General features: G+C 71.3%; 15 protein-coding genes. 6 read left to right on the forward strand and 9 right to left on the reverse strand.

Going from position 1 to position 17,509, the window contains the following annotated elements; translation table 11 throughout:
• Positions 1-54: 54 nt before the first annotated feature.
• The 3 genes from V4Y04_RS23855 to V4Y04_RS23865 form a co-directional block, all read right to left on the reverse strand.
• Positions 55-2,298 (reverse strand): ATP-binding SpoIIE family protein phosphatase, encoded by a 2,244-nt coding sequence (locus tag V4Y04_RS23855; protein WP_332430357.1) that lies wholly within the window; start codon positions 2,296-2,298, stop codon positions 55-57.
• A 330-nt stretch (positions 2,299-2,628) separates the two neighbouring features.
• Positions 2,629-3,360, reverse strand: coding sequence for a cytidylyl-2-hydroxypropylphosphonate hydrolase (gene fomD / locus V4Y04_RS23860; protein WP_332430358.1), 732 nt, complete (start codon positions 3,358-3,360; stop codon positions 2,629-2,631).
• Between the two features lie 160 nt (positions 3,361-3,520).
• Positions 3,521-4,924, reverse strand: a complete 1,404-nt coding sequence (locus V4Y04_RS23865; protein WP_332430359.1) for a class II fumarate hydratase — start codon at positions 4,922-4,924, stop codon at positions 3,521-3,523.
• Positions 4,925-5,310: 386 nt separating this feature from the next.
• On the opposite strand from V4Y04_RS23865, the gene V4Y04_RS23870 reads away from it, so the two are divergent.
• Positions 5,311-6,483, forward strand: a complete 1,173-nt coding sequence (locus tag V4Y04_RS23870; RefSeq protein WP_332430360.1) for an RNA-guided endonuclease InsQ/TnpB family protein — start codon at positions 5,311-5,313, stop codon at positions 6,481-6,483.
• 86 nt (positions 6,484-6,569) lie between these two features.
• Here the strand turns inward: V4Y04_RS23870 and V4Y04_RS23875 are convergent, their stop codons facing one another.
• Positions 6,570-7,568, reverse strand: a complete 999-nt coding sequence (locus tag V4Y04_RS23875; RefSeq protein ID WP_332430361.1) for a M28 family metallopeptidase — start codon at positions 7,566-7,568, stop codon at positions 6,570-6,572.
• 433 nt (positions 7,569-8,001) lie between these two features.
• Positions 8,002-9,705 (reverse strand): fumarate hydratase, encoded by a 1,704-nt coding sequence (locus V4Y04_RS23880; protein WP_332430362.1) that lies wholly within the window; start codon positions 9,703-9,705, stop codon positions 8,002-8,004.
• Between the two features lie 381 nt (positions 9,706-10,086).
• Here V4Y04_RS23880 and V4Y04_RS23885 point away from each other — a divergent pair, with 381 nt between their 5' ends.
• On the forward strand, positions 10,087-10,782 hold the full coding sequence (locus V4Y04_RS23885) for a DUF1707 SHOCT-like domain-containing protein (protein WP_332430363.1): 696 nt from the start codon (positions 10,087-10,089) through the stop codon (positions 10,780-10,782).
• 187 nt (positions 10,783-10,969) lie between these two features.
• Positions 10,970-11,347 (forward strand): WhiB family transcriptional regulator, encoded by a 378-nt coding sequence (locus tag V4Y04_RS23890; RefSeq protein WP_065002061.1) that lies wholly within the window; start codon positions 10,970-10,972, stop codon positions 11,345-11,347.
• A gap of 336 nt (positions 11,348-11,683) precedes the next feature.
• Here the strand turns inward: V4Y04_RS23890 and glpX are convergent, their stop codons facing one another.
• Positions 11,684-12,718 (reverse strand): class II fructose-bisphosphatase, encoded by a 1,035-nt coding sequence (glpX, locus tag V4Y04_RS23895; protein ID WP_332430364.1) that lies wholly within the window; start codon positions 12,716-12,718, stop codon positions 11,684-11,686.
• Positions 12,719-12,843: 125 nt separating this feature from the next.
• On the opposite strand from glpX, the gene V4Y04_RS23900 reads away from it, so the two are divergent.
• On the forward strand, positions 12,844-13,371 hold the full coding sequence (locus V4Y04_RS23900) for a DUF4245 domain-containing protein (RefSeq protein WP_332430365.1): 528 nt from the start codon (positions 12,844-12,846) through the stop codon (positions 13,369-13,371).
• 188 nt (positions 13,372-13,559) lie between these two features.
• Here the strand turns inward: V4Y04_RS23900 and V4Y04_RS23905 are convergent, their stop codons facing one another.
• Positions 13,560-14,150, reverse strand: a complete 591-nt coding sequence (locus tag V4Y04_RS23905; protein ID WP_332430366.1) for a malonic semialdehyde reductase — start codon at positions 14,148-14,150, stop codon at positions 13,560-13,562.
• Positions 14,151-14,386: 236 nt separating this feature from the next.
• Here V4Y04_RS23905 and V4Y04_RS23910 point away from each other — a divergent pair, with 236 nt between their 5' ends.
• A complete protein-coding gene (locus V4Y04_RS23910; protein WP_332430367.1) occupies positions 14,387-14,599 on the forward strand; it encodes a DUF4287 domain-containing protein in 213 nt (70 codons plus the stop codon).
• A gap of 68 nt (positions 14,600-14,667) precedes the next feature.
• On the opposite strand, the gene V4Y04_RS23915 is transcribed toward V4Y04_RS23910, so the two are convergent.
• The gene (locus V4Y04_RS23915) at positions 14,668-14,958 is read right to left on the reverse strand and encodes an exodeoxyribonuclease VII small subunit (RefSeq protein WP_332430368.1); all 291 of its coding nucleotides are present in this window, start codon (positions 14,956-14,958) and stop codon (positions 14,668-14,670) included.
• A gap of 9 nt (positions 14,959-14,967) precedes the next feature.
• Positions 14,968-16,176, reverse strand: a complete 1,209-nt coding sequence (gene xseA, locus V4Y04_RS23920) for an exodeoxyribonuclease VII large subunit (protein WP_332430369.1) — start codon at positions 16,174-16,176, stop codon at positions 14,968-14,970.
• Positions 16,177-16,433: 257 nt separating this feature from the next.
• On the opposite strand from xseA, the gene V4Y04_RS23925 reads away from it, so the two are divergent.
• Positions 16,434-17,462, forward strand: a complete 1,029-nt coding sequence (locus V4Y04_RS23925; protein ID WP_332430370.1) for a 4-hydroxy-3-methylbut-2-enyl diphosphate reductase — start codon at positions 16,434-16,436, stop codon at positions 17,460-17,462.
• Positions 17,463-17,509 lie beyond the last annotated feature (47 nt).

Raw genomic sequence — 17,509 nt, forward strand, 5'->3', positions numbered from 1 at the left:
GGTGCCCCACACGTCGTCGGCGCCCTGCGGACACCGTGGTTCGGGTGCCGTGGTTCAGCCGCCGTGGTTCAGCTCGAACCACACCACCTTGCCGGTGCTCAGCCGGGTCGCGCCCCAGCGGCGGGCCAGGCGGTTGACCAGGTAGAGGCCGCGGCCTCCCTCGTCCGTGGCGCGTGCCTGGCGCAGCCGCGGGAGCTGGGGCACGTCGTCACCGACCTCGCAGCGCAGGACGTCCGTACGCAGCAGCCGCAGGGTGACCGGGCGGGAGGCGTACCGGACGGCGTTGGTGACCACCTCGCTGACCAGCAGCTCCACCGAGTCGCTCAGGTCCTCCATGCCCCACCGGGACAGTGCCTTGCGGGCCAGCCGGCGGGCCCGGCCGGGAGCGGCGTCCTCCGGCTCGAGGAACCAGTACGCCACGTCGTTCGGCGCGATCCCGTCGAAGCGGGCGGCGAGCAGCGCGATGTCGTCGTCCCGGTCGCCCGGACCGAGCATGTCGAGCACCTCGTCGCACAGCGCCTCCAGCGGCGGCGGATGGTCCGGGCCGGTCAGCTGCGCGGTCGCGGCGAGCCTGTCGCGCAGCTGGTCGATGCCGGTCCACACGTCCCGCAGCCGGGACTCGACCAGGCCGTCCGTGTAGAGCAGCAGCGTCGCCCCGGCGGGCGCGTCCAGCTCGACCGCCTCGAAGTCCACGCCGCCGACGCCGATCGGGGCGCCCGCGGGCACCCGCAGCACCTCGGCCCGCCCGCCCAGGTGCAGCAGGATGGGCGGCGGATGACCGGCGTTGGCGATGGTGATGCGGTGCGCGACCGGGTCGTACACCGCGTACAGGCAGGTCGCCATCCGGTCCGCGCCGAGCCGCTGCGCCTGCTCGTCCAGGTGGTGCAGCACCTCCTGCGGCGGCAGGTCGAGCCCGGCCAGGGTCTGGGCGGTGGTGCGCAGTTGACCCATGATCGCGGCGGACGTCATGGAGTGACCCATGACGTCGCCGACGACCAGCGCGACCCTGCTGCCGGGCAGCGGGATGGCGTCGTACCAGTCACCGCCCACGCGCGCGGTCTCGGCGGCCGGCAGATAGCGGGAGGCCAGCCGTACGCCGGTGCAGCGCGGCAGGTTCTCCGGCAGCATGGTCCGCTGCAACTCGTCCGCGATGTACGCCTCCCGCCCGTACAGCACCGCCTTGTCGATGCCGAGGGCGCTGTGCGTGGCGAGCTGGGCGGCGACCAGCAGGTCGTCGGCCTCGAAGGCGACGCGCTCGGGGCCGCGCAGGAACAGGGCCGCGCCGATCACCCGGCGCCGGCCGCGCAGCGGCGCGAGGATCGCCCGCTGACCGTCGGGGACGGTCGACTCGGCTCCCTCGCCCAGGAGTTCGGGCAGCGCGGCGCGCGCGGCGGGCGCGTCCGTGAACACCGGCCGTACGCCGCGCAGTACTTCGGCGAGCGCGCTGCCGGGCCGCACCGTGCACCGCTCCGAGCCGATGGAGTCCAGCTCGGAGCGCGCGGGCGCGGCGGCCGACGCGAAACCGCCCTCGGTGTCGCGCTCGGCCGGAATCCGGTCGCTGCGCCGCAGCCGCAGCACCAGCGGGCCGGTGGGCCGCTCGTCACCGACCGGCAGCGGTTCGCGCAGATAGACCAGGATGGTGTCGGCGAAGGTGGGCACGGTGGCCCGGCACAAACCCATCACGATCTCTTCGAGATCGATGCCGCGGGCGATCCGCCGGGTCGCGGCGCCGACGAACCTCAGCCGGTCCCCGTCCCGCCGCATCGGGGTGGGCTTCCCGGGCGGGGTGATCTGACCGCTGCGGCGGTCGAGGCCGTCGGAGACGGGCGCGGAGCGGTCCTGGGGCGCCGGTTCCCGGGACCCGCGGCCCTGCTCCCCCCGCTCCGGGTCCCCCCGCTCCTGGTCTTCCTGTTCCTCGGGCGCACCGCGGGGGGCCGGAGGGGCCGCTGCCGGGTGGTCCGCTGCCGGGTGGTCGTGCACGTCGGTTCTCTGTCCTCCGGCCGGCTGGAGCGGGATGCCTTCGGGCGCGGGCCGAGGCCGATGGGCGTCGGGTTCGGATTCCTGCCCGGCGTGCGGCTGGGAGTGCTCGGCGCCGGGCCCGGTCGTACCCGACGAGGCCAAGGACGCCGGCGAAGCCGGCGCGGACGACGACGTCGGCGGCGATGACGACGATGTCGAGCCGGGCCCGTGTGCCGGTGCCGAGGCAGGCAGGAACACCCCGTGGGCATCCGCGGGGGTGACGCCCGGATCCGGGCGCTCGTAGGAGGTCGGCTGCTCCGTCACGCGTGTCGAGTCCATCCGTCCGGGGCCACGGCCCGTTCCTCACATTCCCGCCCGCCCCGTGAACGTGAGGCCAAGGACGCACGCCGTGCACACCGTACGTCCCGCCGGAACTCCGATACCCGCAATGCGTGCCCCTGGAACGGAATCCCCGCGGGGTGAGCGCGTGCTCCTGTGCCGCCTGCGGGCCGTCCACGGCCCGCACCGGTAGTGCCGTACCCCTCGCTCACGTCCTGCCGCCCCTCGGTGACGTTCGGTCAAGCCCAGCGCGTGCTCCGGTAGTTGTCGTCACCCGGTGCCTTGCGGAGGACGATCCTACGTTTCCCGGCCCGGGGCGCATCAAGAGTCTCATGACGACAGATGCGCAGGCGTGCGATCCCAGTCCGGTGGCAGTGAAGGTACCGCCCAGGACGGATCCGGGCGCCAGTTCTGCCAGCCGTCCGAGAACGGGGCTCCCCACCGGGAGATCACGGCCACCGCGTCCCGGCCCGCCCGGCGCACCCGGCCGGCCAGCGCGGCGTCCACCAGTCCGTCCTGCTGGGCCTGCGTGAACTCGTCCTCGTCCCGCCAGTGCCAACTGCGGTCCGGGTGCACGGAGATGTCCAGGAAGTGATCCTCGGAATCCACCCCACCGGCCCAACGGGCCAAGGGTTCCTCCAGATTCACGTACCAGTTCTTGAACCGCCAGCCCTGGTCCCAGAACAGCCACACCGACCAGGGCTCACCGGGCCGGGCCAGCTTCAGCACACCGGTCCCGGCCCAGCGGTCGCGCTGGACCGTCCGGGGTTTGGTGTACCGGGTCCGGAGGGGTTCCTGGTGCACGGGAGTGCCGTCGGCGAGCACCGGCTTCACGCACTCGGTGCCGGGTGCCATCCACGCGGCGAGCAACTCCGGATCGTCGCGCACGACGGTGACGGGGCGCGCGATGTGCAAGCGCGCGCCGCCGTTCTCCCGGTAGCGCCACAGCACCTGCGTCCCGGGCGCCCAGTGACGGTCCGGACCGACCGCCGCCGTCGCGCCGCGTCGGTCCTGGCGTGGGCCGCCCTCTTCCCCGTGTCCTGTCGCTCCGCCCTCTGTCATGGGCAGATATTAGGTGCCCCGGGCACAGACCGCTGCGGTCCCCGTCACGCTTCACCCGTGCGGTACGCCGGCGACATGACGGGGGCGTGGCGGAGAGACGGCGGGGGCGTGGCGGAGGGACGGCGGGGGCGTGGCGGAGGAGCGTCTCAGCCGCGCCGTTTCACGGGCGCGTCATCCGCAGGACGTCCAGGGCCTCGTCGAGCTGCTCCGCGCTGAGGTCGCCGCGCTCGACGTACCCGCTCTCCAGGACCACCTGACGGATGGTCTTCCGCTGTGCCAGCGCCTTCTTGGCGACCTTCGCGGCCTCCTCGTAGCCGATGTACTTGTTGAGCGGGGTGACCACGGACGGCGAGGACTCGGCGTACTCACGGGCACGCTCACGGTCGGCCACGATCCCGTCGACCGTACGGTCGGCGAGCAGCCGGGAGGCGTTCGCGAGCAGCCGGATCGACTCCAGGACGTTCTTCGCGATGACGGGCAGCATCACGTTGAGCTCGAAGTTGCCGGACGCGCCCGCGGTGGCGACCGCCGCGTCGTTGCCCATGACCTGCGCGCAGACCATGAGCACGGCCTCCGGGACGACCGGGTTGACCTTGCCGGGCATGATCGAGGAGCCGGGCTGGAGGTCGGGCAGGGTGATCTCGGCGAGACCGGTGCGGGGGCCCGAGGCCATCCACCGCAGATCGTTGGCGATCTTCGTCAGTCCGACCGCGATCGTCCGCAGCTGACCGCTGGTCTCCACGATGCCGTCCCGGGCGCTCTGCGCCTCGAAGTGGTCGCGGGCCTCGGTCAGCGGCAGCCCGGTGGCCTCGGCGACCTCCTCGATGACGGCGGCCGAGAACCCGGGCGGGGTGTTGATGCCGGTACCGACGGCGGTTCCGCCCAGCGGCAGCTCGGCCAGCCGCGGCAGGGAGGCGTGCAGCCGCTCGACCCCGTACCGCACCTGGGCCGCGTACCCGCCGAACTCCTGCCCGAGGGTGACGGGTGTGGCGTCCATCAGGTGCGTACGCCCCGACTTCACCACGTCGGCGAACTCCCCGGCCTTGCGCTCCAGCGAGACCGCGAGGTGCTCCAGGGCCGGTACGAGGTCCCGGGTGACGGCGGCGGTGGCGGCGATGTGGATCGAGGACGGGAAGACGTCGTTGGACGACTGGGAGGCGTTGACGTGGTCGTTGGGGTGCACGGGGCGCCCGAGCCGCTCGGTCGCCAGAGTGGCGATGACCTCGTTGGTGTTCATGTTGGACGAGGTGCCCGAACCCGTCTGGAACACGTCGACGGGGAAGTGCTCGTCCCACTTCCCCCCGGCGACCTCCCCGGCCGCCTCGCCGATCGCCCCGGCGATGTCCTCGTCCAGTACACCGAGGCGCGCGTTCACCTTCGCCGCGGCGCCCTTGATCCGGGCGAGGGCCTCGATGTGGGCGCGTTCGATGCGCTGCCCGGAGACCGGGAAGTTCTCCACGGCGCGCTGGGTCTGGGCGCGCCACTTGGCGTCGGCCGGTACCTGCACCTCCCCCATGGAGTCGTGCTCGATGCGGTAGCGCCGGTTGTCGTCCGTGGTCGTCATCGTCGTACCTCCGAAGATCCACAGCAGTGGTGTGGGCCGGGTGTATTCCTGCGGGCTCCTTGCCAGCATCCCGCGCGGGTACCCGGAACGGACTCCGCCCCGCCGCGAGGGAGCGGCGGGGCGGGGCGGAGTACCGCGTGCGGACCGGCGCCGGCCGGGTGCCCCGGGGGGTGCCCCTAAGCCCGGCGGCAATACCCCCAGGTCATCCCTTCGACAGGGGGCACACAGCCATACCGGACCCGGGGGCCAGGCGCCCCATTGCGAGGCCACGAATAAAGGTAACGGGGCAGGGCGAGTCGGACCCGGTGATGCCGGGTTTCACTCGATGGGGTGGCCGGCGGGGAACGCGTGGTGCGGCGTCGTGCGGGTGTCTACGATCGGTGATCGTGAAGCTGATGGTGCGGGTCAAACTCCTGCCGACGCCCGAGCAGGCGGCGGCGCTGGAGTCGACCCTGCGCGCCTGCAACGAGGCCGCCACCTGGGCGGCCGAGGTCGCCTTCGCCGAGAAGGCGATGAAACCCCTGCCCCTGCGCAAGCACACCTACCAGCAGGTCAAGACACGGTGGGGCCTGGGCGCGCAGGCCGCCCAGCATGCGATCAAGAAGACCTGTGACGCGTACACCACGCTGCGCGCCAACCTCCGGGCGGGCAACCACGGCAGGCCGGGCTCGAAGCGGTACGAGAGAGCCTCGGGCAAGCCGATCGCCTTCCGCGCGCGGGCGGCGCAGCCGTACGACGACCGGATGCTGTCCTGGCGGCACGAGGACCAAATGGTGTCGATCTGGACGACGTCCGGGCGGATGAAGAAGGTGGCGTTCACCGGCGAGGCCGGTCAGCTGGCCGTGGTGGCCGCACACCGGCGGGGCGAGTCCGATCTGCTGTGCCGGGACGGGCAGTGGTTTTTGTTGGTGACCTGCGACATCGCCGAGGCCGAACCGGACACGCACCCGGCCGGGTTCGTCGGGGTGGATCTGGGGATCGTCAACATCGCCACCACCTCCACCGGAATCCGGCACAGCGGCCGGCACCTCAACCGCCGCCGCGAGGCCGACCGGGCCCTGCGCTCCAAGCTGCAGAAGAAGGGCACGAAGTCGGCGAAGCGGCGGGCGAAGAAACACGCGGGCAGGGAAGCCAGGCGCGCCCGCGACATCAACCACAAGATCAGCAAACGCATCGTGGCGGAGGCTCAACGCACCGGTCGCGGCATCGCCCTGGAGGACCTGGGCGGTATCCGTGAGCGGGCACGGCTGAAAAAGCCCCAGCGCGTCACGTTGCACTCCTGGTCGTTTCACCAGCTCGGCTCGTTCATCGCCTACAAGGCGAAGCGCGCCGGGGTGCCGGTGGTCCACGTCGACCCGGCGTACACCAGCCGGGAATGCTCCCGCTGTCATCACATCGCCAGAGCCAACCGGCCCTCCCAGGCCGTGTTCACCTGCGGGTCGTGCGGCTTCGCCGAGCACGCAGACCACAACGCGTCCCACAACATCAGCCACCGCGGCTGGTACGTGTGGGTCCGCGGGGCCGAGTCACAGGCCCCTGCTCTCACCCTCATCGCCTGACGCACCGCGACACGTAAAGGGGAGGAGCTGGACGCGGCCGGTTCCGTCGAAGCCATCGACGGAACCGAGCAGCAAGCCCGGGAACTTCAGCCCCGAGTAGTTGACGAGACGGCCTGCTGCCAGAGGGTGTGGGCGATGCCGTCGGCCGCGCGGTTCAGGCCGGTGGTGTTGACGTTGGTGAGGGTGTCGCAGGACCGGTGGTAGCAGGGGTCGTAGGCGGAACCGGCCGTGCCGCCCCATTTGGCGGCCTGTGCGGACGTCTTGCGGGCGCTCGCGCCCATCGCGTAGCCGGAGGTGGGGATGCCGGCCTGCTGGAAGGGGTAGTCGTCGCTGCGCCCGGCGCCCTCGGTGTTCTCCTCGGGCCGCAGACCCAGCGAGTCCCAGTACGCCTTCATCGGCGCGGCGGCCGACGTGGTGATGCGGTTGATGAAGTAGCCGCCGTTGGTCGAGGCGACCATGTCGAAGTTGTAGTACGCCCGGATAGTGGAGCGCTGGGTGGAGGAAAGCGAACGGACGTAGAACTCGGAGCCGTTGAGGCCCTGCTCCTCGTCGGTCCACCAGGCGAAGCGGACCCGGTTGCGCATGGCCGGGTTCTGCTGGGCCAGGGTCAGGGCGTTCTCCAGGAGCGCGGCCGAGCCGGAGCCGTTGTCGTTCATGCCGGGGCCCGCCGAGACGCCGTCGAGGTGGGCGCCGAACATGTACACGTTGTTCGCGTCGCCCTGCGGCCACTCGGCGATCAGGTTGGGGCCCGCTCCGCTGGTGCAGCCGGAGGTGCAGGGCTGCTCGGTGACGGTGTAACCGGCCGCCTGCAGTTTGCCCTTCACGTAGGCGACCGAGTCGCGGTACCCCTGGGTGGTGGAGCGGCGGTTGCCGCCGTTGCGGCCGGCGATGGCGCTGAGCTCGCTCAGGTGCGCCCGCACCTTCGTCACGTCGACGTCGGGCGCGGCGAGCGCGTTCACGTCGAGGGCGGGCGCGGCGAGGGCGGACCGGCCGGTGTCCGCGGGGGCGGCGGCCGCGGCGGGGAGTGTTCCGCAGCCGAGCACGACGGCGAGGGAGAAACTCGCCACGGCGAATCGTCGTCTCACACTGTCTCCTTCGGGAAGTGGCCGTGGGGTGGGCCACAGGGAGTCCGACATAGCGTGTGCATGTCAGATTGGCGAGAAGACTCACAGCGGAGGTCGAGGCAGTCAACGGAAACGGGGCCCGCGCGGGCAGGTTGTCCAAAAAAAGAACACGGCGTCCGCTATCCGGGCGCGCGGGCCCCCGCAGCAGCCCCCCACGGGCGTTTCCGGGGCCGGGGTCGAGGTCGGGGCCTGCCGTGAGGGCGCGGTCGGTGCCGAGCCGTTCCGGCAGCCGGTCGAGGGCGAACTATGGACGGCGGGGCCGCTCCCGGTCCGTCCGGAGTCGAGGGCGGGACCCGTTCAGGGCCGAAGGGGGTCCGGGGAGCGGCCCCGGAGGCGGGAGGGGAAGGAGCGGCGGGAGGTGAAACCCTCGACCGCCGCCCCCCCACCCGGGGCGCTACGCCAGCCCCGGCCCCCGCACCGGGATCGACGTGAACGTCGGCTGCTGCGGCGAAGGATCCTGGAAGAAGTCGTTGCCCTTGTCATCGACGACGACGAACGCCGGGAAGTCCTCGACCTCGATCTTCCAGACCGCCTCCATGCCGAGCTCCTCGTACTCCAGGACCTCGACCTTCTTGATGCAGTCCTGGGCGAGCCGGGCGGCCGGCCCGCCGATCGAGCCGAGGTAGAAGCCGCCGTGCGCGTCGCACGCGTCGGTGACCTGCTTGCTCCGGTTGCCCTTGGCGAGCATCACCCTGGAGCCGCCCGCCGCCTGGAACTGCTCGACGTAGGAGTCCATCCGGCCGGCCGTCGTCGGGCCGAAGGAGCCGGACGCGTAGCCCTCGGGGGTCTTGGCCGGACCGGCGTAGTACACCGGGTGGTCCTTGAGGTACTGCGGCATCCCCTCGCCCGCGTCCAGCCGCTCCTTGATCTTGGCGTGCGCGATGTCGCGGGCCACCACCAGCGGGCCGGTGAGGGAGAGGCGGGTCTTGACCGGGTACTTGGTGAGCTCCGCGAGGATGGCGTCCATCGGCTGGTTCAGATCGATCTTGACAGGCTGTCCATCAGCGGCTCCGCCGCGGGCGCCCTCGGTCTCGAGGTGCTCGTCCGTCGTCTCCGGGAGGAACCGCGCGGGGTCCCGCTCCAGCTGCTCGAGGAAGACGCCCTCGGCGGTGATCTTCGCGACGGCCTGGCGGTCGGCGGAGCAGGAGACGGCGATCGCGACCGGGCAGGACGCGCCGTGCCGCGGCAGCCGGACCACGCGGACGTCGTGGCAGAAGTACTTGCCGCCGAACTGCGCGCCGATGCCGATCCTCTGGGTCAGCTCGAAGACCTTGTCCTCCAGCTCCTTGTCGCGGAAGCCGTGGCCCAGCGGGGAGCCCTCGGTCGGGATCTCGTCGAGGTAGTGCGCCGAGGCGTACTTCGCGGTCTTCAGCGCGTACTCGGCCGACGTGCCGCCGACGACGATCGCCAGGTGGTACGGCGGGCAGGCGGCCGTGCCGAGCGAACGGATCTTCTCCTCCAGGAACTTCATCATGGAGGACTCGTTCAGGACGGCCTTGGTCTCCTGGTAGAGGAAGCTCTTGTTCGCGGAGCCGCCGCCCTTGGCCATGAACAGGAACTTGTAGGCGTCGCCGTCGGTGGCGTACAGCTCGATCTGGGCGGGGAGGTTGGAGCCGGTGTTCTTCTCCTCCCACATGGTCAGGGGCGCCATCTGGGAGTAGCGCAGGTTGAGGTTGCGGTAGGCGTCGTAGATGCCCCGGGACAGGGCCTCCTCGTCACCGCCCTCGGTGAGGACGTTCTGGCCGCGCTTGCCCATGACGATCGCGGTGCCGGTGTCCTGGCACATGGGGAGCACGCCCGCCGCCGCGATGTTGGCGTTCTTCAGCAGGTCCAGGGCGACGAACTTGTCGTTGGACGACGCCTCGGGGTCGTCGATGATGCGGCGCAGCTGGGCGAGGTGGGCGGGGCGCAGATAGTGCTGGATGTCGCGGATGGCCTCTTCGGCGAGCTTGCGCAGCGCCTGAGGCTCCACCTTGAGGAAGGTCCGCCCGTCGGCCTCGAAGGTGGAGACACCCTCGGAGGTCACCAGCCGGTAGGGGGTGGTGTCCTCTCCCATGGGGAGCAGATCGGCGTACTCGAACTCAGGCATCTCGCCCATTCCTCACTCGACAGACGGCCGCCCGCCGACATCGGCGGGCGCTCACCAGCGTAGGACCTGCCGCCGGGAGTGGGCCTGTGAGGTTGTCCTCAGTAGCGGTCGGTCGCTTCCTCATGGCTTCCCGCCGGGTCACCTCATGGCTTACCGCCGGGTCGGCGGACCTGGCGGACCTGGTGGGCCCGGTGGGCCCGGTGAGGCCGGTGGGCCCGGTGGGCCCGGTGGATCCAGTAGACCTGGTAGACCTGGTGGGGCTGGTGGGGGCTGGTGGGGGTGGCCGGGTCGGTGGGATCCGTTCGGCCGGTCCAATGGTTCCCGAGTCGTTCACGAGGAGTTGACGACGGGGGGTAGTCGCGATCTATCGCGTTTGGGTAAGCTGCCGCCGTGGACCTTCAGAAGCACGCCCAGCCGCAGGACAGCGCACCGCGGGCCGCCGAACTGCGCGTCTCGGACGCCGACCGCGACCGTGTCGCCGACCTTCTGCGCGAGGCCCTCGCCGAGGGCAGGCTGTCCCCCGAGGAGCACGCCGAGCGCGTCGAGGGCGTGCTGGCCGCCAAGACCGCCGGAGAGCTCGAGGTGTTCGTCCGGGATCTGCCGGGCGCCCACCAGCGGCGCGCGGCCCCTGCCTCGGCGCCCGGCCGGCCCACCGCGGGCGCCATCCCGATGGACCCCGACGACAACGTGGTGGCGGTCTTCAGCGCCGCCACCCGCAAGGGCCGCTGGCGGGCCGGCCGCCGCATCCATGTGTACGCGGTCTTCGGCAATGTCGAGATAGACCTCAGCGAGGCGATCTTCGAGCACCAGCAGGTCATGATCAAGGCCTTCTCGGTCTTCGGCAACGTCGAGGTCCGTGTCCCGGAGAACGTGTCGCTGCGCGGCATGGGCGGTGGTGTCCTCGGCAACTTCGAGGTGGCCTCGCTGGACTCCGAGGACCCCGAGGCCCCGGTGGTCTACGTGGACGGCTGGGCGGTGCTGGGCAACATCGAGGCGTGGCCCAAGCGGGGCAGGCTGGTGGCGGACATCCTCGACCGGGTGCAGCGCTCGGTGGACAAGGGTGTGCGCGGGCGCCAGGACCGTTGACGGTCGTGAAGCGGGGCGGGCGGAGGCGCTGAAGCGGAGGCGCTCCGTCCGTACGGCTCGGAGGCGGCGTGGGCCGAATTCCGTTGTCGGAAGCGGCGGTTCGGGACTCAGTGCATAGGCGCACGCACAGCGGGTAAGCCTTGCTGCATCGTCTCTCGCTCGCGAAGCCGTCGTCAGGAGTAGACCCGTGCCGCAACCGCCGCATTCGTCCCTGCAGGTAGCTGCCGTTCCGGCCCAGCGGGTGCCGACGCGAGACAGGGACCAGGACGCGCCCTGGCACACCGAGGCGGTGTGCCGACGCGACGAGGCAGGCCTGTTCTTCGCCCCGTCGAAGGAGCCCACGGCCGCCAGGCTCTCCCGTGAGGAGGCCGCCAAGCGGGTCTGCGCCCGCTGTCCGGTGATGGTCGAGTGCAGGGAGCACGCCCTGCTCCAGCCCGAGCCCTACGGTGTCTGGGGCGGCCTGACCGCCGCCGAGCGCCGTGTGGTCCTGGCCCGACGCCGCCGCCGGGACGTGGAACTCCAGAAGACGGCCCGCACCGGCGGCTCCATAGCGGCAGCAGGCTGACCGGCCCCCGCAGCTCCGGTGCGAGGCACGTTTCCGCCTCCGGGAGGACTCACCGGGCGCGGGGAACTGCGTGCCCCGTGCTGCACGAGGGGCGCGTTCTCGGCCTGGAGCGACTCACAAGCCTGGAGTGACTCGACGGGGGTGCGGGGAACTGTGCGACGCCCCCTGCACGGGGGCGCCCGTCCCGCACCGTGGACCACAAGGGGCGCGGCGAACTGCGCGCCCGGCCACAGCGTGCGGGCCCACACCGTTCGACGAGACCGCCGGCGGCTCCCGGCGGCCCACGGACCGCACACCCGTGGGCCGCCCGCACGGCCTTCGTCGAACTCGGCGGAGCTACTTGGCGCGGTCGAAATCCACCGCGCTGTAGGCGCGCAGCTTGCTCAGCCGGTGCTCGGAGTCGATCCGCCGCACCGTGCCCGACTTGGACCGCATCACGATGGAGTCGGTCGTGGCGGTCTCGGACCGGTACCGCACGCCGCGCAGCAGCTCGCCGTCGGTGATGCCGGTGGCCACGAAGAACACGTTGTCGCCGGTGACGAGGTCGGCGTCGGTCAGCACCCGGTCGAGGTCGTGTCCCGCGTCGATCGCGCGCTGCCGCTCCGCGTCGTCCTGCGGCCACAGCTTGCCCTGGAGGGTGCCTCCGAGGCACTTCACGGCACAGGCCGAGATGATGCCCTCGGGGGTGCCGCCGATGCCGAGCAGCAGGTCGATGCCGGTGCCCTCGCGCAGGGCGAGGATCGAGCCGGCCACGTCACCGTCGGAGATCAGCTTGATGCGCGCCCCGGTCTCCCGGATCTCGTTGATGATGCCCTCGTGCCGGGGCCGGTCGAGGATCACCACCGTGACGTCCTCGGGGGTGACCCGCTTGGCCTTGGCGACCCGGCGGATGTTCACGGCCACCGGCGCGTCGATGTCGACGAAGTCGGCGGCCTCGGGCCCGGTGACCAGCTTGTCCATGTAGAACACGGCCGAGGGGTCGAACATCGAGCCGCGTTCGGCGGCGGCCAGTACGGCGATCGCGTTGGTCATGCCCTTGGCGGTCAGCGTGGTGCCGTCGATCGGGTCGACGGCGATGTCGCACTCGGGCCCGGTCCCGTCGCCCACGCGTTCCCCGTTGAAGAGCATCGGGGCTTCGTCCTTCTCGCCCTCGCCGATGACGACGACGCCGTTCATCGAGACGGTGGAGACGAGGGTGCGCATGGCGCGTACCGCGGCACCGTCGGCGCCGTTCTTGTCGCCGCGCCCGACCCAGCGCCCGGCGGCCATCGCGGCGGCCTCGGTGACCCGGACGAGTTCCAGGGCGAGGTTGCGGTCGGGGGCTTCGGAGGGCACATCGAGCTCGGACGGCAATTGATGGTGTTCGGTCATCGGAGCGCACCTTTCTGTACGACGACGGCCGGATGAGGGTGTTGCGCCAGACTCTAGCGCCGGGTGGACAGAATGAGCAGGGCCCCCCACGGATGAGCGGACCGGGCACCTGCGACGATAGGGGCGTGGCAGGAACGAACAGCACCCAGAAGTCGGCTCGGGACATGATTCTCTCCCTGAGTCTCATCTTGCTCGCCGCGGGAGTGATCTGGCTGTTCATCCCGCACGACGACAGTGAACCCGACCTCAAGCGGGTCGACTACCGCGTCGACCTGCTCACCGCGCGCCGCGCCGCCGTCTACCCGGTGGCCGCGCCCGAGGGTCTGCCCGAGGCGTGGAAGCCCACCTCCGTCCGTTTCCAGGGCGAAAAGTTCGATGCCTGGCACCTCGGCTACCGAGCCCCCGACGGGGAGTACGTGGCGGTCGAGCAGTCGACTCAGAAGCCGGTGGTCTTCATCGAGAGCGAGACCCAGGGCGCTGAGAAGACCGGGAAGACGCAGCAGATCGACGGCAGGACCTGGACCCGGTACGAGGGCGATCAGTACGACGCGCTGGTGCTCGAGGAGGAGGGCTCGACCACGGTGGTGACGGGCACGGCGTCCTTCGCCCGGCTGACGGAGATGGCCGAGGCTCTGCGCACCGCGTCCGACTGACCGGTTCGTGGCGACCGGTTCGTGGCGACCGGTTCGTGGCGACCGGTTCGTGACGACCGGTCCGTGACGACCGGCGCACGGCAGGACCCCCCGACATGGGCAGGACCGCATACGGCAGAACCCCGACATGGGCAGGACCCCCCGACATGACATGTCGGGGGGTCCTGCCGTATGCCGTGAGGCGACGATCAGACGGTGGTGACGACCTCGTCGTACTCCAGGCGCGGGCTGCGCGGGAACCAGGCGTCCTCGCCGGGGTGGCCGATGTTGACGACCACCAGCGGGGTGTGGTCGTCGTCGAGGAACTCCTTGCGGATGCCCTCGAAGTCGCAGCCGGTCATCGGGCCGGCGGCCAGACCCGCGGCGCGCACGCCGATGATGAAGTACGCGGTCTGGAGGGCGGCGTTCAGGGAAGCCTGGCCCTCGCGCATCGAGCGGTCGCCGGCGAACATGTCCTTGGCGCCGGGGAAGTGCGGGAAGAGCTTCGGCAGCTCCTCGTGGAACTCGTTGTCCGCGGAGAGGATGGCGACCAGCGGGGCGGTGGCCGTCTTGGCCGCGTTGCCCTCGGCCATGTGCTGGACGAGGCGCTCGCGGGCCTCGGGGGAGCGGACCAGGGTGACGCGCAGCGGCGAGTTGTTCATGGAGGTCGGGCCGTACTTGACCAGGTCGTAGATGGCCTGCACCTGCTCGTCGGTCACCGGCTCGTCGGTGAACGTGTTGGCGGTGCGCGCCTCGCGGAAGAGCAGGTCCTGGGCGGCGGAGTCAAGAACGAGAGACATGCGTGAACTTTCTGGGGGGAGCGTCGGTTCCGCGCGGTCGGCGCGAAACCCTTGATGAGGAAACGGTACGACAGGGAAGTTCAAAGTTCAACAAAAAGTGGAGTACGGTGATCTGCTTCACAAGCAAACCGTGCCGTGGTGACGCACGCCACATCAATCCGGCGATCACTTCCTCGGCCACCCGCCGTCTTCAACGGCAGTACGCCGTCACCCACCCGGGAGAGGACCCATCTGACATGACCGACACCGTCAAAGGACCCGCCAGTTACTTTCCGTCGATCGAGAAGAAGTACGGCCGTCCGATCGCGGAGTGGAAGGAACTGATCCGCTCCTCACCGCTCGTCAAGCACATGGAGCTGGTCGCCTGGCTCAAGGCCGAGCACGGCCTGGGGCACGGTCATGCGAACGCCCTCGTCGCCCACACGCTGGCCGAGGGCAACGCCCGGTAGCACCGTGGCCGCCGGGACGGGCCACCCCGGCGGGACGGCCCGTCCCGTCGGTGCGGGCCGGGCGCGGACTACCGCCCCCCGTCCCCGTCCTCCGCCCGTCCAGCGCCGGCGGTCTCCTCCGCGAGTGCCGCGTCCAGCCGGGCCCGTGCCCCGTCCAGCCGGCTCCGGCACACCTTGGCGAGCTCCTCGCCCCGCTCCCACAGCGCGAGCGACTCCTCCAGCGTCGTACCGCCCGTCTCCAGACGGCGTACGACCTCGATCAGCTCGTCCCGCGCCTGCTCGTACCCGAGAGCCTCGGCCGCGGCCTCCGCCTGCCCCGTCCGGTCCGCCTGCCCCGCCTGCTCCGTCTTGCTGGTCATCCGCCCACCCTACGCATCGACTCGGACACTGAACTCGCCCTCGGACACCCGTGCCCGCAACACCTCACCGGCCTCCACCTCGCCCGGATCACGCACGGCGTTCCCGTCGGCCCGCTGCAGCACGGCGTACCCGCGTTTGAGCGTCGCGGCGGGGGAGAGGGCCACCACGCGCGCGTGCGTGTGCGTCAGCTCGGAGTCGGTTCGGTCCAGCTGGTGCCGCAGGGAGCGCCGGGCCCGGTCGAGCAGCGCGGTGACCTCCTCGGTCCGCCCGTCGATCATCCGGTGCGGTGCCTCCATCGAGGGCCGGGCCAGCGCCTGCGCCAGCCCCCGCTCCTCCCGGTCGACGAACGCCTGGACGCAGCGCCGCGCACGGTCGCGCAGCAGCCGCACCCGCTCGTACTCCTCGCCCACGTCCGGGACGACCCTCTTGGCCGCGTCCGTCGGAGTGGAGGCCCGTACGTCGGCGACGTGGTCCAGGAGCGGGTTGTCCGGCTCGTGCCCGATCGCGGAGACGACCGGCGTACGGCAGTCCGCCACCGTCCGCACCAGTTGCTCGTCGGAGAACGGCAGCAGGTCCTCCACGCTGCCCCCGCCCCGTGCCACGACGATCACGTCCACCTCGTCGACCGCGTCCAGCTCCTTCACGGCCTGGACGACCTGCGGCACCGCGTGCACACCCTGCACGGCGACATTGCGCACCTCGAAGCGGACGGCGGGCCAGCGGCGGCGGGCGTTCTCCAGTACATCCCGCTCGGCGGCCGAGGCGCGTCCGCAGACCAGCCCGATCAGCCGCGGCAAAAACGGCAGTGGTTTCTTCCGCTCGGGGGCGAAAAGGCCCTCCCGCGCGAGGGACTTCTTCAGCTGCTCGAGGCGCGCGAGCAGCTCCCCGACCCCGACCGGCCTGATCTCGGCGGCTCGCAGCGACAGCTGCCCGCGCGGGGCGTACCACTCGGGCTTGCAGTGCACCACGACCCGCGCGCCCTCGCCGACGACATCGGAGACGGCGTCGAACACCTGCCGGTAGCAGGTCACGCCGACGGAGATGTCGTGCGAGGCGTCCCGCAGCGTCATGAACACCACCCCGGCGCCCGGTCGCCGCGACAGCTGGGTGATCTGCCCCTCGACCCACACCGCGCCGAGCCGGTCGATCCATCCCCCGATGAGCCGGGACACCTCACCGACCGGGATGGGCGCTTCCGCAGACGTGTTGACAGCCATGTCGCGAGACTAGTCCGAGCCACCGACACAGCCGGCCACCATCGGGCGGCCCTGTGCCCTGTGCCCTGTGTCCCGTGCCCCGCGCCCTGTGTCCCGTGGCCCGTGGCCCCGTGCCCGGTGCCTGTGCCCCTGTACCGCTCGTCCATGCGTCCGGTGCGCCCGTACGCCCTGCTCGCCGCCCTCGTGCACCCGGAACCCGGAGCGGCCCGGAGCCTCCCCCGGACGCGATCACCGGGCTGCCGGACGTGGCCCTTACGATGGGACGCATGACCGCTTCGCCTGGCCGCCGTGTCCTGCTCGCCGCCCCCCGGGGCTACTGCGCGGGCGTGGACCGCGCCGTGATCGCCGTCGAGAAGGCCCTGGAGCAGTACGGGGCCCCCGTCTACGTCCGGCACGAGATCGTGCATAACAAGTACGTGGTGCAGACCCTGGAGAAGAAGGGCGCCGTCTTCGTCGAACGGACGGAGGAGGTGCCGCCGGGCAGCATCGTCATGTTCTCCGCGCACGGCGTGGCCCCCGTCGTCCACGAGGAGGCCGCGCGCGGCCTCCTCGCCACCATCGACGCGACCTGCCCGCTGGTCACCAAGGTGCACAAGGAAGCGGTCCGGTTCGCGGACGAGGACTACGACATCCTCCTGATCGGGCACGAGGGCCACGAAGAGGTCATCGGCACCTCCGGTGAGGCCCCCGACCACATCCAGCTCGTCGACGGCCCCGAGGACGTCGCCAAGGTCGAGGTCCGTGACCCGTCGAAGGTCGTCTGGCTCTCCCAGACCACCCTCTCGGTGGACGAGACCATGGAGACCGTCGACGCCCTCAAGGACAAGTTCCCCCAGCTCATCTCCCCGCCCAGCGACGACATCTGCTACGCCACGCAGAACCGTCAGCTCGCGGTCAAGCAGATGGGCGCCGAGGCGGACCTGGTCATCGTGGTCGGCTCCCGGAACTCCTCCAACTCCGTGCGGCTCGTCGAGGTCGCCAAGCTCGCGGGTGCCCGCGACGCCCACCTGGTGGACTTCGCCGACGAGATCGACGAGTCCTGGCTGGAGGGCGTCTCCACGGTCGGCCTCACCTCGGGCGCCTCGGTGCCGGAGATCCTGGTCGAGCAGGTCCTGGAATGGCTCGCGCAGCGCGGCTTCGAGGACGTCGAGATCGTCAAGGCCGCCGAGGAGTCCATCATCTTCTCGCTGCCGAAGGAGCTGCGCCGCGACCTGCGCGAGGAGGCGGCGGCCCTGGTGGCGGAGCGCGGTGGCACCGGGCCGGGAGAGGCCCCGGCGTCGGCGTAGTGCGCCGACGGACGGTGGGGATCCGGGGGATGTGACGGCGTCACGTC

Origin of the sequence: Streptomyces sp. P9-A2, assembly GCF_036634175.1 — a bacterium.
In the GTDB taxonomy this organism is placed as follows: Bacteria; Actinomycetota; Actinomycetes; order Streptomycetales; family Streptomycetaceae; genus Streptomyces; species Streptomyces pratens.

Bases quoted from the DNA above. Each gene is read 5' to 3' on its own strand.
- V4Y04_RS23855 (WP_332430357.1), bottom strand. From the start codon at position 2,298: ATGGACTCGACACGCGTGACGGAGCAGCCGACCTCCTACGAGCGCCCG.
- fomD (WP_332430358.1), bottom strand. From the start codon at position 3,360: ATGACAGAGGGCGGAGCGACAGGACACGGGGAAGAGGGCGGCCCACGC.
- V4Y04_RS23865 (WP_332430359.1), bottom strand. From the start codon at position 4,924: ATGACGACCACGGACGACAACCGGCGCTACCGCATCGAGCACGACTCC.
- V4Y04_RS23880 (WP_332430362.1), bottom strand. From the start codon at position 9,705: ATGGGCGAGATGCCTGAGTTCGAGTACGCCGATCTGCTCCCCATGGGA.
- glpX (WP_332430364.1), bottom strand. From the start codon at position 12,718: ATGACCGAACACCATCAATTGCCGTCCGAGCTCGATGTGCCCTCCGAA.
- V4Y04_RS23905 (WP_332430366.1), bottom strand. From the start codon at position 14,150: ATGTCTCTCGTTCTTGACTCCGCCGCCCAGGACCTGCTCTTCCGCGAG.
- V4Y04_RS23910 (WP_332430367.1), top strand. From the start codon at position 14,387: ATGACCGACACCGTCAAAGGACCCGCCAGTTACTTTCCGTCGATCGAG.
- V4Y04_RS23915 (WP_332430368.1), bottom strand. From the start codon at position 14,958: ATGACCAGCAAGACGGAGCAGGCGGGGCAGGCGGACCGGACGGGGCAG.
- xseA (WP_332430369.1), bottom strand. From the start codon at position 16,176: ATGGCTGTCAACACGTCTGCGGAAGCGCCCATCCCGGTCGGTGAGGTG.
- V4Y04_RS23925 (WP_332430370.1), top strand. From the start codon at position 16,434: ATGGGACGCATGACCGCTTCGCCTGGCCGCCGTGTCCTGCTCGCCGCC.